This window comes from Streptomyces sp. NPDC030021 (genome assembly GCF_055574035.1).
The window spans coordinates 154,230-172,515 of sequence record NZ_JBVIAH010000005.1; the positions used below are offsets into that span (position 1 = coordinate 154,230).

General features: G+C 67.3%; 5 protein-coding genes. All 5 read left to right on the plus strand.

The genetic code is table 11. The features are described 5' to 3' along the window. Positions 1-7: 7 nt before the first annotated feature. On the plus strand, positions 8-2,989 hold the full coding sequence (locus ACZ4YL_RS12065; RefSeq protein ID WP_468115864.1) for an SNF2-related protein: 2,982 nt from the start codon (positions 8-10) through the stop codon (positions 2,987-2,989). A 4-nt stretch (positions 2,990-2,993) separates the two neighbouring features. Continuing rightward, positions 2,994-7,922: an Eco57I restriction-modification methylase domain-containing protein gene (locus ACZ4YL_RS12070; RefSeq protein ID WP_468115866.1), complete on the plus strand. Its 4,929-nt coding sequence runs from the start codon at positions 2,994-2,996 to the stop codon at positions 7,920-7,922. Positions 7,923-7,931: 9 nt separating this feature from the next. Then, on the plus strand, positions 7,932-14,663 hold the full coding sequence (locus ACZ4YL_RS12075) for a DEAD/DEAH box helicase (RefSeq protein WP_468115868.1): 6,732 nt from the start codon (positions 7,932-7,934) through the stop codon (positions 14,661-14,663). Then, entirely contained in the window at positions 14,663-16,804 is a 2,142-nt protein-coding gene (locus ACZ4YL_RS12080) for a UvrD-helicase domain-containing protein (RefSeq protein WP_468115870.1), read from the plus strand. Before ACZ4YL_RS12075 ends, ACZ4YL_RS12080 begins: the two co-directional genes overlap by 1 nt. A 94-nt stretch (positions 16,805-16,898) precedes the next feature. Then, positions 16,899-18,275 (plus strand): AAA family ATPase, encoded by a 1,377-nt coding sequence (locus tag ACZ4YL_RS12085; protein ID WP_468115872.1) that lies wholly within the window; start codon positions 16,899-16,901, stop codon positions 18,273-18,275. The last annotated feature ends 11 nt before the right edge of the window (positions 18,276-18,286 follow it).

Genomic DNA, 18,286 nt, shown 5'->3' on the forward strand with positions numbered 1-18,286 from the left:
CCCGCCGATGGCCACCGTCGCGGACAGCGCGTCAGGCAACGTCCCGGGCGATGCGCCCGTCGGCGCGAAGTTCGCCGCCGGGATGCAGGTCCGCGCCCGCGACGAGGACTGGCTGGTGGTGGAGGTCGACGAGACCACCAAGGACGGCACCCGCCTCGACGTACGGGGCATCTCGCCTCTGGTCCGTGATCAGCGCGCGGTCTTCTTCGCTCACGAGAACCTCGACCGGGTGACCCCGCTGCGCCCCGAGGACACCGAACTCGTGCTTGACGACTCCCCCGAGTGCCGCCGCTCGCGCCTGTTCATCGACGCGCTGATCCGCAAGACTCCGCTGCCCCTCTCCGAGCAGCGTCTCGCCACAGTCGGTACCCACCTCGTCGACGACCTCGCCTACCAGCGCGAGCCCGCCAAGGCCGCCCTGCGCGCCCTTCGCCCCCGACTGCTGATCGCGGACGCGGTCGGCCTCGGCAAGACCCTTGAGGTCGGACTGCTGCTGTCCGAACTGATCAGGCGCGGACGCGGCGAGCGCATCCTCGTAGTGACGCCGAAGCACATCCTGGAGCAGTTCCAGCACGAGCTGTGGACGCGCTTCGCCATCCCGGTGGTGCGGCTGGACTCGGCCGGTATCGAACGGATCAAGAACGACATCCCCGCCGGCCGCAACCCCTTCTCCTACTACAAGCGGGCGATCATCTCCATCGACACCCTGCGGTCCGACCGCTGGCGCAGCCACCTCATGCAGGTCACCTGGGACGCCGTCGTCATCGACGAGTCGCACAAGCTCATCAACACCGGGACGAAGAACAACCGCCTCGCCCAGCTCCTCGCTCCGAAGACCGACGCCCTGATCCTGGCGAGCGCCACCCCGCACAACGGCCAGCGGGAGTCCTTCGGTGAACTGCTGAGCCTGCTCGACCCCACGGCCATCCCGGACACCAGTGACTACGACGAGACGCAGCTCCAGAACCTCTACATCCGGCGCCACAAGATGTCCCCCGACGTCTCGGCCGAGATCGGCCACATGTGGGCCACCCGCAAGCCCCCGGTAGCCCTCGACTGCACGGCGACGCCGACCGAGCAGCGCGTCTTCGATGAGCTGTACGACGTCTGGATCGATCCGAAGGACGGCCGCACGGCCCCTGTTTCCGGGAAGGGCGCCCGGCTGTTCCCGTACACCCTGCTGAAGTCTTTCCTCTCCTCCCACTCCGCACTGGTCGAAACGGTCGACAACCGGATCAACACCATCGACCAGAGCTCAGACCCGCAGGAGCGTCAGGCCGAACGCGACGCACTGATCAACCTCGGCACCATCGCCGAGGCCATCGACATCGAGGAAGCCGCCAAGTTCCGACAGCTGGTGAAGGTCCTCAAGGAGGAGGTCAAGGTCGGCCCCGTGTCCGACGCTCGCGTCGTCATCTTCTCCGAGCGCCGTGCCACGCTGCAGATACTGCAGGACACCTTGCCCTCGGCCCTCGGTTTCGCCCCGAGTCGGGACAAGACCAGCGGAGCCGTCCGCCAGCTTCACGGCGGTCTGTCCGACGATGAGCAGCAGCGGACCGTCAAGGACTTCGGCCTGGCCGGCAGCGACCTGCGCATCCTGCTCACCGGTGACATCGCGGCCGAGGGCGTCAACCTGCACCGCCAGTGCCACCAGATGATTCACTACGACCTGCCCTGGTCCCTGATCACCATCGAGCAGCGCAACGGCCGTATCGACCGCTACGGCCAGCAGCACTCTCCCGAGATCCGTGCGCTGCTGCTGCTCACCGACGACGAGGACCCCGAGCGCCCGTCGGCCGACCGGGCCGTGTCCGAGCGACTGCTGAAGCGTGAGGACGAGGTCCACCGTACCCTCGGCGAGGCGGCCTCCATCCTCGGGCTGCGTGACGAGGACGCCGAGACGACCGCGATCATGGAGCGCCTCCTGGCGAAGGAGGAACCGTTCGACACGGTCGTGCCGGCGGTCCCGCTGGACCCCTTCGAGGCGTTCATGGCCGACCACACCCCGGAGGGCGACTCGCCGGGCTATCAGGTGCCGCAGCTGTTCGCGTCCACCCGTGCGTTCGTCGAGGAGGCGCTGGAGGAGGTCTACGACAACCCGGAGCAGCGCATCGGCAAGCACTGGGACGAGGACCATCCCAAGATGATGGTCTTCACCCCGGACCGGGAACTCCAGCGACGTCTCCTGGTCCTACCCAAGTCTTACCTGGACGAGCGGCGGGTTCTGGATCAGCTCCGAGTCACCTTCGATAAGGAGTTCGGCCAGGACAGGCTGGACCGGGCCCGTGAGCGTAGCGGCAATCGTGCGAAGGGCGCGATCACCAAGCAGGAGCGCACCGAGACCTCCGGCTGGCCCGATGTCAGTTACCTGACGGACCAGCACCCGGTGGTGGAGTGGCTCACCGACAAGGTCCTCGTCAAGCTCACCCGCAACACCGCCCCGATCATCACGGCGGACGTGAGTGAGCCGGTGTTCCTCACCCAGGGCATGTACTCCAACACCAAGGGCCACCCGACCGTGCTGGCCTGGACCTGCGTGACGGGCCTGGCGAGCGGCACACCCGTCTTCGACGACGACCTGGTGGGCGTACTCGATCGGGCCGGGGTCAAGCCGAAAATGCTCAACCGGCCTTTCACCGGTGACTCGTCGACCTTGCAGGCACTGGTCCCGGCGGCGGTACGGGCGAGCCGCGAGCACATCGCCGTGCTGCGCAACGAGCAGGAATCCCCTCTGGTGGAGCAACTCGCCGAGTACGAGCAGCGGTTGGGAGCCTGGCGGAAGGCCAGCCTGTCGTCGTTCGAGCAGCTCAGCTTCAGCGGCATCCGGCGGAAGCACGAAGAGACGCGCGTGCAGAAGACCGCGGTGGAGGTGGAGCACCTCATCGAGCAGTTGGCTACACAAGGCGAGGCGATGGTGCGGGTCATCGGGGTCCTCGCTCCGCCCGCGGCCGTCGGCGGCAACGAAATTCAGCAGCAGAGGGGTGTGTGACACCGTGGCATTCGAAGCGATCACCAACCGCGGTGAGTACATCTCCGCCCACTACCTCGCCGAGCTCTTCGCCCGCGATCTCACCGAGCTGCGCAAGCGCTGGACCTCCGCCGACCGGGCGGGCGCGCCGTCTTCCCGCTCGGGCATGAAAGGTCTTCGCCGTGAGTACTTCAAGGCCAAGGTCCGCATCACCGAGAACAAGGCGTTCGACGGCCCTGAGGTCCGGCAGCTCAACGACCATCTGCTGGCAGCGCTGGCGTACGTCAAGCCGGAGGGCGAAGGCAATCCCGCCGAGGCCGCCCCGGAGCCCGAGGATTCCACGCACACCCGACTGCGCCGGGGCGACTTCGGCGTGATGCAGGGCGACAAGGAACAGTCGGTGCCTGTTGCGCTTGCCGTCACAGGCCCCGGCGGTCTGGAACTCGTCGCCCTCGACGCCACCTGGGAGGTGGACGGCGAACTCGTCGTCGCGGACGTCGAAGACGGCGGCGCGCAACTCCTCGACCCGATCCAGCTCGACGGCAAGCAGCTCATCACCGGCGCGGCCGACGCCGTCACCTTCCTCTTCGGCTGCGAGGACGGCTACGCCCCGCGCTACGTCCTGCTGCTCGCGGGCGGCGTGGTACTTCTTGCCGACCGCACGGCCTGGTACGAGGGCCGGTTCCTCGCGGTGAGCGTCGACGAGGCCCTGGACCGCAACCTCAGCGCGGACGGCGAGGAACTGGAAGCAGTGGCCGCGCTGTTCGGTGCGGAGTCGCTGCTGACGGCGGGTGGTGTCGCCGGCTACCTGGACGGCCTGGTCGACAAGGGCCGCAAGCACGCGGTGGGCGTCTCGAAGGAGCTGCGGGAAGGGCTCCGGCAGTCCGTCGAGCTCATCGCCCAGGAAATCCTGGACCGGCTCAATGCGGGCGGCGCCGACCCGGCGGAGCTGGGCGCCCCGGCTGACCTGGCAAGCCGGCTCACTCGCGAGTCGTTGCGCTACCTGTATCGGGTCCTGTTCCTGCTGTATGCGGAGGCCCGGCCCGAGCTTGGCATCCTGCCGAGCAAGGACGACGCCTATCAGGACGGCTACGGTCTCGCCCGACTCGGTGAGCTGGTCTCCTATGACCTCCCGGAGGAGACCCGGAACGGCTTCCACTTCGCCGAATCGCTGGATCTGCTGTTCCGGCTCGTCGACCAGGGGCACCGGCCTCTGGGCAGGGACGAGGGGCCGTCCGAAGACGGCGTGACTGTCCTCGACGCGGACGGCCTGCGCTTCGAGGCGCTGCGCAGTGACCTGTTCGCGGCTGGCGCGACTCCGCTGATCGGCTCGGTTTCGGTCGAGGGCGAGCGGATTGACACGCGTCTGCGGAACAAGGTGCTGTGGCGGGTACTCAATCTGCTGATGCTCACCCAGGGGCGCCGCAGCGGGCGTGGGAAGGCCGGCGGCGGTACGGGCAAGGGCTTCATCTCGTATGCGCAACTCGGCATCAACCAGCTCGGTGCGGTGTACGAGGGCCTGATGTCCTACACCGGATTCTTCGCTTGGGATGACCTGTACGAGGTTGCCAAACCGGATTCGGACGGGCTGAGCGGCACCTGGGTCGTGCCGCTGAAGGACGCCGACAACTACGACGAGGACGTCTTCGTCAAGCGGACGGACGAGCTGACGGGCGTCAAGAAGCGGGTCCTGCACAAGAAGGGCACCTTCGTTTACCGCTTGTCGGGGCGCGAGCGGCAGCGGTCGGCTTCGTACTACACGCCGGAGGTGCTGACCCGGAGCACGGTCAAGCACGCGCTGGCCGAATTGCTGGACCAGGACGGCGTGACGACGCCGGCACGGGCGATCCTTGACCTGACGGTATGCGAGCCCGCTCTGGGCTCGGGGGCGTTCCTCAACGAGGCCATCAACCAGCTGGCGGCGGAGTACCTGAAGCGCAGGATGGCGGAGCTGGGCGGCGAGCAACTGCCGCCGGACCGGTACGAGGCGGAACTGCAGAAGGTCAAGGCGTACCTTGCCCTGCACAACTCCTACGGCGTCGACCTCAACCAGACTGCAGTGGAGCTGGCGGAGGTATCGCTCTGGCTCAACTCGATGCACGAGGGCCTGAAGGCCCCCTGGTTCGGCCTGCATCTTCGTCGCGGCAACTCACTGATCGGGGCTCGGCGAACGATGTATGCGGCGGAGGCGCTGAAGCGGAAGGCATGGCTCACGACGGTCCCAACGGACCGGCCGCTGCGAGCTGGTGCCGAAGAAGGCCAGTTCCAGGCGGGCAAAGAGAACCACCACTTCTTGCTGCCAGCCAAGGGCTGGGGTGCAGTCGCGGATGCCAAGCAGGCCAAGGAGCTAGCGAAGGAGGAGCGCGACGCTCTGGCGAAGTGGCGGACGGCTGTCACTACGACGCTGTCGGTGGCCCAGGGCAAGCGACTGCCGGCACTGGCGACGCGAGTCGAGCGGCTGTGGGAGCTGACTCGGCGCCGCTTGATCGTGAGTGAGCGGGAGGTCCGGCGCCAGATCGACGTGTGGGGGGTCGACCCCGACGAGCCACTGGAGATGGCGTCAGGAGACGTCACGCGTGAGCAGATCGAGAGCGCGCTGAACGAGCCTGGCTCGCCGCGCGGTCGGCTGAAGCTGGTCATGGACGCCTGGTGCGCCCTGTGGTTCTGGCCCGTGGGGCAGCCCGATACACCTGCGCCGCCCAGCATGGAGGAGTGGCTGTCATTCTGCGAGGCAGTGCTGGGTGTTCCGGCGGCCAAGGCTAAAGCGAGGCAGTCCAGCCGTGTCGGTGGCGGTGCGGCGGGGCTGGATGACGAGTTCGGGCTGTTCGCCGACACGGGCGAGTTCGAGAAGCTCGCGCTGGACGACGAGTTCGACCGGGTGATGAGCCAATGTGTTGACCTTCCGTCTGTAATGGTGCGGTTCCCGTGGTTGGGCGAGGTGGATGCGATCTCACGACGAGAGGGGTTCTTTCACTGGGAGCTGGAGTTCGCACACATCTTCGAGAAAGGTGGGTTTGACCTGCAAGTAGGAAACCCGCCGTGGCACCGACCAACGTGGGACGACGACCTGGCGCTCGCCGAGTATGCTCCCTGGTTTGGATTGACCAGCAGGGCTCCAGAGAAGACTAGGAATGCGCGCCGTGATGCAGTGCTTTCGGATTCGCTAGCCTTGCGCCAATATCTAGCCGACCTAAATTCATGGGCCGGCATAAACGCTCACCTCGGGTCAGGAGTCAATAACCCAGTCCTATCCGGGACGCAAACCAATATGTACCGGAATTTCATGAATCAGACGTGGCGCAATATTGGAATTGCAGGCACGATTGGACTCTTGCATCCGGAATCCCATTTCAATGATTCAAATGGGGGTCCACTTCGTGCAGCCACCTATCGACACCTGCGCCGCCACTTTCAGTTCATCAACGAGTCTCAAGTATTCGAAGACATTGGCGATACCGTTGAGTACGGACTACACATTTACGGCACATCGCAGAAGGTGTCATTCGAAAATCTGAGCTTCCTGTACCATCCGGATACTGCAGATCTTTCACTCATTCATTCAGGGCAAGGAGATACTCCCGGCATCCAGCATGAGTCGGGAGGGTGGGATTTCAGACCGCATCGGGATCGCGTAGTCACGGTAGATGAATCCGTGCTATCCGACTGGGCCGCCCTCGTCGACGAGGCAGGCACACCTCCTGCGCAGGCGAGGATGCTGCGCCCGCTGACGGTTGGCGATAATGAGGCTCTGCGCGCACTTTCACGTTTCCCGCAGCGCCTCGGTGATCGAAAATTCTGGTGGTCATCTGGTTTTCACGAGAAAGGCGCGAAAGAAGAAGGGCTAATTTCTTGGCAGACCGAGATTCCGACTTCATGGGCGGAGGTAATTATCCAGGGGCCGCATTTCACGGTTGCAACTCCTTTCGCCAAGCAGCCGAATGAAAACTGCAAGAGCAAGGGTGACTACTCGGCCTGGGACCTTACCGGCTTGCCAGAAGCCATACTCCCTCGGACTAATTACACTCGTGCTTGTTCTGTCGAAGAGTTTTCGGCGGCGCAAGGCTCCTGGGGGGAACGCGCAGCAACCGGCAGGTTCCGCGTAATGTGGCGGCGGCGGGTGGCTTCCAATATGGAACGCGTCCTTCACGCAGCCCTAATTCCACCAGGTGCGACACATGTCGACACGGTGCACACGATGGCTTTGGCTACGAATAGTGACACCGTCAAAGTGGCAGGCCTATGGGCATCGCTACCCATTGACTACTTGGTCAAAGTATCAGGAAAGTCGGATTTGAGAGCCGAACTTGCAGCGCAATTTCCGGCTCCTCTCGATCACCCCCTGGTTGTCCCTTTGGTTCTTCGGGCTCTTCGGCTGAACTGTGTCACGCGCGATTACGCCCCGTTGTGGGAAGAGCTCTTTGATCCCGCCTGGCTGGCTGACCGTTGGGGCGGTCCAGTCTCCACTCAATTGCGACTCCAGGACATTGAAGCCGCTTGGTCGATGGCTACACCGCTTCGCACGGAATACGACCGCCGGATGGCGCTCTGCGAGATTGATGCAATTACTGCTGTCATGATTGGCCTTACAGCCGAGCAGCTCTGTGTGATGTATCGCTCCCAGTTCGCCGTGCTCCGCAAGTACGAGTGGGGCATGTTCTTCGCCCCCGATGGCCACAAAATCGGCGCCGAAACTTATAGCACGGGGGTTCGCCAGACCCCCGAAGAGACCGCCTTCGTCAAGGCGTGGGCCAAGGCCGCTCGCGCGGGCGACCCCACCCCCGCCGTCCCCGAGGGCTGGGTGAAGCCCAACCGCGAGGCCGAGATGACCCGTGCCCACGCGGACTTCACCGCGCGCCTCCATGCTGGCGAATACGGCGACTACGCCGCCTATCTCGCCGAGCACCCCCTCACCACACCCGAAACCACTCCCACCCCCGCCCCGGAAAGCAGGTAGCACCCAGCCATGCTTCCCTCCTTGGCCGCCGAGGATCTGCGTCGTGCCCTCGCCGCGTACCTGACGACGAGCTTCGCGCTCGCCGACGACGACGTTCGCGAGGAGCTCGAGGCATTCCTTGAGCGGCCGGAGAGCAGGCTCTTCCGGGGCCCGTACCTCCGTGTCCGTACGCCCTTCCGGGAGTCACCGCCCGGGTGGGAGAGGGCCCTTGACTGGTGCCCCACGGGATTCCGCCCGTACACCCACCAGGCGACCGCCTGGCAGCGGCTGTCCAGCAAGTCGGGCCACGCTCCCGAGCCGACGATCGTCACGACCGGCACCGGCTCCGGCAAGACCGAGTCGTTCCTCATCCCGATCCTGGATCACTGTGCCCGCGCTCGCGCCGCCGGAGTGAAGGGCGTCAAGGCGCTGCTCCTCTACCCGATGAACGCCCTGGCCGACGACCAGGCCCGCCGCATCGACGACCTACTCGCCAAGAACGGCGCTCTCTCCGCCGTCACCGCCGGCATCTACATCGGCGGCGCCTCCGGCAACCGCCCCCCGGACGACGAGGACGAGAACGCCCCCGGTTCCTACGCCCGCGAGTCCGGCGCAAGCACGATCACCCCGACCCAACTGTCTCCGGACAGCCGCCTGATCACCGATCGTGAGGCCATCCGGGCCAACCCGCCGGACCTGCTGCTCACCAACTACAAGATGCTGGACCTGCTCCTCCAGCGCATCCCGGACGTCCCCCTCTGGCAGGACGGCGGCCTGACGTACGTCGTCTTGGACGAGTTCCACACCTACGACGGTGCTCAGGGCACCGACGTGGCGATGCTGTTGCGTCGCCTGGGCGCGGCCACCGGCATGGCCGAGCCCGGTCGCCCCCTCGGCACGATCACCCCTGTCGCCACCTCCGCCACCCTCGGGGGTGGGACCGGTGCGGCCGGCGGAATCGCCACGACCGGCGGCGCCCCCTCCGCCGACGCCGCCTCCATCCCCGACGGCCCGCAGAGGTCCGACCGCGAACTCCTCCTCGAATTCGCCGAGAAGGTCTTCGGCACGCCTTTCCCGGACGCCGCCCTGATTGGTGAGGACCGTCAGACACCCGGCGAGTTCGTCGCCGAGCCCGACTTCCTGCTCCCTGTTCCCTCACCGGCCGCCCTCGCTGCCGTCCCCGACCCCCTCAACGACTCGTCCGCCCTCCACCAGCTCGCCGAGCTCGTCGTGGGCATGGACTTCGCCGACCCCGTCCAACTCGGCCGGAAGCTCCGCCAGCACAACCTCGTCCGCGCCCTCCTCGACGTCGCGGGCGACATCCCCGTCACCGTCCCGGAGATCGCCCGCGAGTTCGCGAAGCGCGGCGGCGGCGCAGCCTGGGACGAGGCGGCCCGGAGCGACATCAGCCTGGTCGCCACCGGCCTGGCCCGGCTCCTCGCTCTGGTCTCGACCGCCCGTGTCCAGGACCCGAACACCGGCCGCATCAGTCCCTTCCTCCGTGTCGAGGCCCAGCTCTGGGTCCGTGAGGTCCGCCGCGTCATCCGCGCCGCGACGCCGACGCCCCACTTCCGCTGGTTCGATGACGACGGCCCCACCGGTGACACCCGCCCCAACCCGGCGAACCTCGCCATCTATCCCTCCGCAGAGGTGGACAGCACCGCCGACGCCGAGTCCGACGACGGCACCGGCATCCCCGGCCTCACTCCGAACAGCCCCGTGCCGTTCGTCCGCCCCGTCGGTCCGGCCTACCGTGCCCATCTCCCGGCCGTGTACTGCCGCCACTGCGGACGCTCCGGCTGGGCGGCACTGTCCACGGACCTGGAGTGGCAGCAGCTCAAGACCAAGCCGCTGGATATCTACCGTGCCTCCGCCCAGGGCAACCGTGCCGTCCGCTGGATGATCCGCGCCAGGCCCGGCGAGGACACCCCTGTCTTCCTGCACGCCGAGGAAGCCGAACTGCGTACGGTTCCGAGCGCCCAGACCGTACCCGTCATCACCGTCGCCGGGCCCGTCCCCGCGAACGCGGGCGACAAGTGCCCGTCCTGCGACCTGACCGACGGCATGCGCTTCCTCGGTGCGGGCACCGCCACCCTCGCCTCCGTCACCACCACGCAGCTCTTCTCGGACCGCGGCCTTGCCAAGGACGAACGGAAGCTGCTGGTCTTCACCGACTCCGTCCAGGACGCCACCCACCGGGCTGCGTTCATCGCCAACCGCAGCTTCGGCTTCACGTTCCGCGGGCTGCTGGCTGAGCAACTTGAGCCAGGCGCGCCGGTCGCCGTACACGACCTGGCCACCGACGCCGCCCAAGCCGTCGTGACGGCCGCCGAGAAGGGCTCCGAGGAGGGCGTGATGAGCAAGCTCGCCTCGATCGTGCCTCCCGATCTGCGCGACAACCCGGAGATCCGTACGCTCCTCAGCGGTGACGGGTTCAGCGACGCGGGCGCGTACATGCTGCAGGACCGTATGGTCTTCCAGACGCTGATGGAGTTCGGTCTGCGTTCCCGCCTGGGCCGCACCCTCGAACTGACCCGGACCTCGGCCGCCGAGGTGCACCTCCCCGACGCGGCCGCCGTAGCAGCCCTGCTGCGGGAAGCCCATCAGCGTCTTCCGGGACAGATCACCCTCCCCACCGACGACGCCGACTACGTCATCTTCCTGCGCGGGTTGCTGGAACGGATGCGGCTGCGCGGGGCACTGTTCCACCCCTGGCTGAAGGAATACATCGCCCAGGCCGGCGCCCGGCGCTGGCCGATCTGGGGCGGCCGCCCCACCGGCATGCCCGCCTTCCCACGCGGACTGGCCGCACCGAGCTTCCCGGTCCTCGGACCAGTCGGCCCCACCGACTTCGACTCCCTCAATCGTGACAACACCTGGTTCGCCGACTGGGGCCACCGGACCCTCGGCTGTGACCGACGCGAAGCCCGCGCCCTCGCCGAACAAGCCATGAAGCTGCTCGCGCAGCGCGACGTACTGGCGACCTATCCGGCCGACGGCGGCTCGACCGTCTTCGCCCTCAAGCCGCGCACCATCCTGGTGCACAGCCTCGCCACCGACACGTCGGCTCCTGAAGACGGCAGCGGGGCTGACACGGCCGACGCAGCCAGCGTCAACGACCACGGCGTCCGCTGCGACGGCTGCACCTGGCGGCAGACCGTCCCGCCCGGCCGACGCGAGGGCTGGCTCGATACGCCCTGCCTGCGCTTCCAGTGCAAAGGCCGCTTCACCACCGACGACCGCGACTACGGCGACGACTACTACCGCCGCCTCTACACGGTCGACCGGCCCGGTGACGTGCTCACCGCCGAGCACACGGGCGCGCTCAGCCGGGCCCGCCGCGAGGAGGTCGAGCAGGCCTTCAAGAACCGTCCCTCGCCGTTCGACCCCAATGTCCTGACCTGCACGCCCACCCTCGAACTCGGCATCGACATCGGCGACCTGTCCGCCGTGCTGCTCGCCTCCTTGCCGCCCGCGCCCGCCAACTACGCGCAGCGCATCGGGCGCGCCGGCCGCAGCACCGGCAACTCACTCACCGTCACCTTCGTACCGCGCGGCGCTCGCAACCAGTACTACCTTCACGCGCCCGAGGAGATGCTCGCGGGCCGGATCATCCCGCCGGACTGCTACCTGGACGCCTCCGAGATCCTGCGCCGCCAGTACCTCGCGTTCCTGCTCGACCGGGCCGCCGACCGCAGCCTGTGGCAGGCAACGATGATGCCCGAGGAGCCCATGCCGCACCGCATCGGCGCTCTCTTCACCAAGGGGCTGGCCGAGGACGGCTGGTTCCGCCGCCTTCTCGACGTCGCCCAGACCCGTCACGCCGACCTCGCGGACTCCTTCATCCGACTCTTCCCCGGGATGTCACCCGAGGCGGATCAAGGCCTTCGCCAGTTCGCGCAGCTGGAGTTGGAGCAGACCGTCGGCCAAGCGGCCACCGCTTGGCGCAAGCGTCTGGAGGCACTGCGCTCTCGGTCCCGGCAGATCGGCCGGGCCTTCGACGCCCTGTCCACCGCCTCCGGCGACCGCGAACGTGACGAACAGCGCCGCCAGCTCTACGCAGAGCGCAGGTCCGTCAGCAGGCGAAGGGACGCCCTGGTCGGTGAGAACTCAATCAACGCCATGGTCCGCCTGGGCCTGCTGCCCAACTACACCCTCCACGATGACGCCACGCTGCTCGACGCGACGCTGTGGTGGAAGGACGCCGACGGAGAGTTCCAGGACCAGTTGACCGAGTACGGGCGCGGATCACGCATGGCCCTGCTGGAACTCGCGCCCGGCAACACCTTTCACACCGACGGCTACAAGTACATCGTCAACGGTCTGGATCTCGGGGCCGGCGAGGGCGACACGGCCTATGCCAAGTGGCGGCTATGCCCGGAGTGCGGCTACGTCGCCACCGCCGAGTCCGGGCTGGACCTGACCGCCTGCCCGCGCTGCGAGGCCGTCCAGATCGCGGACCCCGGCGCACTCCACACCGTGCTCGTGCCCGAGCGTGTCACCGCCCGTGAGCGGCGGGAGGATGCGCGGCTCACCGACGAGCGCGACGAGCGCGAGCGACGTCGGTTCAACGACATCACGCTGGTGGACATCGACCCGGCCCAGCCACAGGGGCTGCGCGCCTGGAAACGGATCGGGGAGCTGCCGTTCGGTGTGGAGTTCGCGCGGGTGGCGACCATCCGCACGCTCAACCTGGGCCCGGCTTCCGCCGCGGGCCCCGAGCACCAGATCGCCGGTGACGACCACCAGGTCCCCGGCTTTGAGACCTGCCTTGAGTGCGGGTCCGTACGCGGCGTGCATCCGCAGGCATGGGACCGGGCCGCCGAGCGGATCGGTACCCGGCACGCGTACTGGTGCAGCCACAAGGATGACGGGATCACCGCCGAGACGGCTTCGATGCAGAGGCTCGTACTGGCGCACGAGCTGACCACTCAGGCGCTGCGGATCCTGTTGCCTGTCTCCACGATGGAGCTGCAGACCCGGCTCGTGTCGTTCAAGGCCGCGCTGCTCTTGGGCATAACCAAGTACTTCGGCGGCGCTCCCGACCATCTGCGCGTCGTGCCAGCGACCATGCCGGGCGGAATCCGGGACCTGCGACGCCGCTTCCTGGTGCTGCACGACTCCATGCCGGGCGGCACCGGCTATCTGGAGCACCTCGCCGACGCCACCGTGCTGCATCGGGTGCTGACCCTCGCCCAGGCCGCGCTGCGGGACTGCCCCTGCGGCAAGGAGAACCTGCGTACCCCATGCCATCGCTGCCTGCTGCCGCACGTCAGCAGCAGCGAGCATCCCTTCGCTTCGCTGCGGGTGGCCAGGGAGCTTCTGGACGAGATCCTCACGGGCTGGGACACCGAGCGCGTCGACACCCTGTCCGGGGTGCGCATCGACCAGCTCGCCGAGAGCGAGCTGGAGAAGCAGTTCGTCCGCACCCTCGTCGAGTGGGGCAGTCGTCGCCCGGAGTCCGGCTCGGTGACGCCCCGCGCCGGGGAACGTGGCATGGAGTACGAGCTGCGCTTCACCCGCCCGGACGGCGGCAGCACTCGCTGGCTCTTCCAGGACCATGTGCGGCAGCTGACGTCCGCGCCCAGTGAGCCGGACTATCTGCTGACCCGGATCGACGGACCGTCGACACGTATCGCGATCTTCCTCGACGGCTACGCCTTCCACGCCAGTACCGGCATCAACCGGATCGCCGACGACGCCACCAAGCGGGAAGCACTGCGGGCCGAGGGCATGCAGGTGTGGCAGTTCACGCACCCGGACGTCATGGCCTGGAAGGCGGCGGTGGAGGGCACCGCGGCCGACCGCCAGGTGCGTACCCCTGCCGAACCACTGCTCGGCGAGGGCGCGTTGCGCGCGGCCCGGCAGATCCATCAGATGCTGACGGACGGCCCGCAGCCCGACGACACGCTGGATCCGGTGCTGCGCAACCCGATCGAGACGCTGCTCGCGGTGCTCGCCGATCCCGACGCGGAGCAGTGGTCCCGTAGGGCGGCAGCGTTGGTCGGCGGTTTCGCCGGGGGCGGCGCGGCGCGGGTGCCGGTCGACCGGCGTTCGGTGGGTGAGCGGCTGCTGGACGTACTGGCGGGCGGCACCCTGCCGGTGCCCGCCGGCCCGGCCGCTGCCGACGCCATCGCGATGGACGTCCGTACCCTGGGCGGGCTGCGCGTCATCGGGCTGCTCGACCGGCGGCCCGAGCCCGCGACCGGTCAGCCCGGGATGTCGGCCTGGTCGGCCTTCACCGTGCTGGACGACCGTGACGAGGCGGTTGCCGAGCCGGGCCATCGGGCACGGTGGGCCGACTGGTTGCGGTGGTCGAACCTGCTGCAGCTGCTGACGGGTGACCGGGGTTCGGCACTGCCGTGTTCGTTCCACCAGGTCGCGATGTCCACGGCCGGACAGCTCGACCCGCACACGGTCGCCCTCCTCGCGGGTGCGCTGCCCACCACCACGGGCCTGCCCGAGCAGCTGCCGGAGCCCTGGGCCGAGGCGGTCGAATGGGCTTCCTCACAGGCCGAGGACCTACTGTTCGCCCTGGGCCGGGAAGCCCGCACGCGTCACTTCGGTGCCCCGGAGGTCGGCTTCGAGCTCGACGACCGGGTTGCACAGCAGGCGGAACTCGCCTGGCCGGATGCCAAGGTGGCGGTGTTCCTCGATACGGACGAGGACCGTGACGCCGCCTTCGAGGCGGCCGGCTGGCATGTCGTACATGCCGAGACAGTTGATGTGGCCGAGTTGGCCGAGCGTTTGGAGAATGCGTGATGTCCAAGGCCCAGGTCGTGATGGCGGACGTCTTCGGTAAGTACTACGACAAGCTCGACGGGTCGGTCCAGGCGCAAGTGCTGCAATTCATCATGAAGATGCAGCGCGACCCGGACGCCAACGGGCTGAACCTCAAGCCGCCGAAGGGCGCCGAGGACAAGCGGGTGCGCACGGCCAGGATCAACGACAACTTCCGTGCCGTACTGATGCATTACGCTGACCGGATCTACTATCTCGTCGCGGTGCTGCCGCACGACGACGCCTACACGCTCGCATCCCACATCATCTTCGACATCAACAAGGTCACCGGCGGCGTCGAGCTGATCAACCTCGCGAGCCTGCACGGCACCCTCAGCGGGCAGCCGGCCCAGGCTCCTGTCGCCGCGGAACCCTCCGTCTTCGCCCATGTCTCCGACTCCGATTTCGACCGGCTCGGCGTACACCCCTCGGTCGTACCGGCGTTGCGTGAGATCCGCAGCATCGACGCGATTCTCGGCTTCGTGGAGCATCTGCCCAAGCTCGCCAGGGACGTGATCCTCTGCCTTGCCGATGGTATGACCGTCGAGGACGTGTGGGAGCACGTCAGCTCCGTCGCGGCGACTAGTGACACGATCGACCCGGACGACTACGAGGCCGCGAACGAGCGCCCCGCGACCAAGGAGTCCTTCGTCGTCACTGGTGATGTAGCCGAGTTCGGCCGGATCATGTCCGAGCCGTTGTCGGCCTGGCGGATCTTCCTGCACCCGGCACAGCGCGCCCTGGCCGAGCGCAAGGCCCCCAACAAGGGCCCGGTACGGGTCACCGGCGGCCCCGGTACCGGCAAGACCGTCGTCGCGCTTCACCGGGTCAAGGCGTTGGCCGACCGGCTGCCGCCCGGCCAGGCGATCCTGCTCACCACCTATACCACCACCCTCGCCGAGCTGCTGCGCTCGCTGCTGGACGACCTCGGCGGCGCACAGCTCACCGCGAAGGTGGACGTTCGCAACATCGACAAGGTTGCCTACGGCATCGCCAAAGAGATCTTCGGCGTGAAGACTCCCAGGTCTCTCGGCGACGATGAGATCCGCCAGCGTTGGGACGACCTGGCCGAAGAACAGCAGCCACACCGCTGGGACGCACGTTTCCTGGAGGCGGAATGGAAGCTGGTCGTTCTCGCCCAGGACATACGCAGCCGTGACGACTACCTGGCCGCAAGCCGGGCTGGCCGCGGCCGACGTCTCAACCGCCCGGAACGGGCACAGGTGTGGAGCTTGATCGAATCCTTCGAACACCGCTTGGACGCGGCGGGTGAGGTCGGTGTCACTCAACTCGCCGCGCAGGCGGCCCGGATCGCCTCCGGCTGGAACGACGAGACCCGGCCGTATCGGCACATCGTCGTGGACGAAGCCCAGGACCTGCATGCCGCCCACTGGAAGCTGTTGCGGGCGCTGGTCCCGGTCGGCGAGGACGACCTGTTCATCGTCGGCGACGCCCACCAGCGGATCTATGACAACCGGACGACGCTGAGCGCTCACGGCATCAATGTGCGAGGGGGACGCTCCAAGCGGCTGACCCTGAACTACCGCACGACCCGCCAGATCCTCGGAACGTCGCTGAGCCTGCTGGGCGACGCGAGCTTCGACGACCTCGATGATGCGGCCGAAGACCTGGGCGGCTACCGTTCGGTCCTCGGCGGGGCGAAGCCCGAGCTGATCGAGTACCCCTCCACTGCCGCCGAACTTGCCGGCTTGACTGGACGGATCGAGGAGTGGCTGGGCGAGGGCCTGAAGGAGGACGAGATCGTCGTCACCGCCCGGACCAACAAGCTCGCGGACACGGCGGTGGCGGCGTTGCAGGATGCGGGAATCAAAGCCGTCAAGGTGAGGCCGCGACAGACTCCGGCGGTCGGCTCCGGGGTGCACGTGATGACGATGCACCGGATCAAGGGCCTGGAGTACCGAGCAGTAGCGATCATCGGTGCGGGCGCGGATCAGGTGCCTCAACCCAGCGCTGTCATCCCGGTCTCCGAAGACCGTACCCAACACGATCGCGACCTGCAGCGTGAGCGCTCGCTGCTGTTCGTCGCGGCCACCAGGGCCCGCGAACAGCTCGCCATCACCTGGGCCGGACCGCGCAGCCCCTTCCTGGAGGAAGGCCACTGACCTGCGGTGATTTGGCACTACGCCACGTTAAAGTCACCACAGAGTCTGCAGTTATCCGACTCTCACCTCAGAACGGGATCCCGGCGGACCAGACATGTACCTGAAGAACCTTCGCCTACGGAACATCAGGTCGTTCCACGGTGCGCGCAACGTCGACCTGGACCTGACCAGGCCAGACGGGTCATACGCCGGTTGGACGGTACTGGCGGGGCGCAACGGCTCGGGCAAGACGACCCTGCTGCGCGCGATCGCGCTGGCGGTCAGTGGTCCGGCCGTGGCCCGCAGCCTCGTCCCCGGGTTCGACACCTGGGTATCCCGAGACGAGGCGGTGGCGAAGGCCGAAGTGTGCCTGGTCCATGACCCGGACCAGGACCAGTTCACCACGGGCCGCCGTCCGGTCCGACCGATCTGGGCAGGGCTGCGCTGGACCGCAGCGGACCAAACGTCGCTTTCCGGCAAGCCAGGTTCCAGCCGGTCCGGACAGCCGGCACTGAACACCATCGGTTACCAGAAGGAACGCCCAGTCGCCCAGCGCGGCCCATGGGCTGACAATCCGGTGGGATGGTTCTGCGCAGGGTACGGACCTTTCCGCAGGCTCGCGGGAGGCTCGAGCGACATCCAGCGGCTGATGTCCAGCTCAGGCGCAGTCGCCCGGCTGACGAGTCTCTTCCACGAGGACGCATCGCTGGCGGAGGGCGTGAGCTGGCTCATTGAGCAGCACTTGCGCGCCTTCGAGGACCGGGACGGTGCCCGGGACATGAAAGCGGCTGCCTTGGCCATCCTGGGCGACGACCTGCTGCCCGATGCCTATCAGATCGACAGCGTTGACTCCGAGGGCCTGTGGGTTGTCAACCACAACCACCGCTTTCCGCTGCGGGAGATGAGCGACGGCTACCGCACGGTGGCGGCCTTGGTCGTGGACATCCTCAAGCAGATTCACGATGCCTACGGTGAACTCGTTCTGGACACGACGGACGGCAGGCCGAACGTTCCGAATTCCGGGGTTGTCATCATCGACGAGATCGATGCCCATCTGCACGTGTCCTGGCAGAAGCGAATCGGCAGCTGGCTGAAGGCGCACTTCCCGAACATTCAGTTCATCGTCACCACGCACAGCCCGTACATCTGCCAGGCAGCAGACCCTGGGGGCCTCATCCGTCTGCCGGGCCCGGACGAGGAGAGCCCCGTGGAGGTCGTACCCCAGCATCTCTACGACCGCGTCATCTTCGGCAGCGGTGACGACGCCGTGCTCTCGGACCTGTTCGGGCTCGACACTCCCTACTCGGACCAGGCCGAACAGAAGCGGGAAGAGCTCCTCGCTCTGGAGCTGGACGTGGTGCGAGGCCTGGCCAGCGAAGAGGAGAAGGTCCAGTACCGTGATCTGAAGCGCCAGCTGGCCAGTTCCCCGGCTACTCGCGTCGACGAAATCGCAGCCCGGATCCACTCCCGTCACCCCCGGCGCGATTCATGATCCGGCTAAAG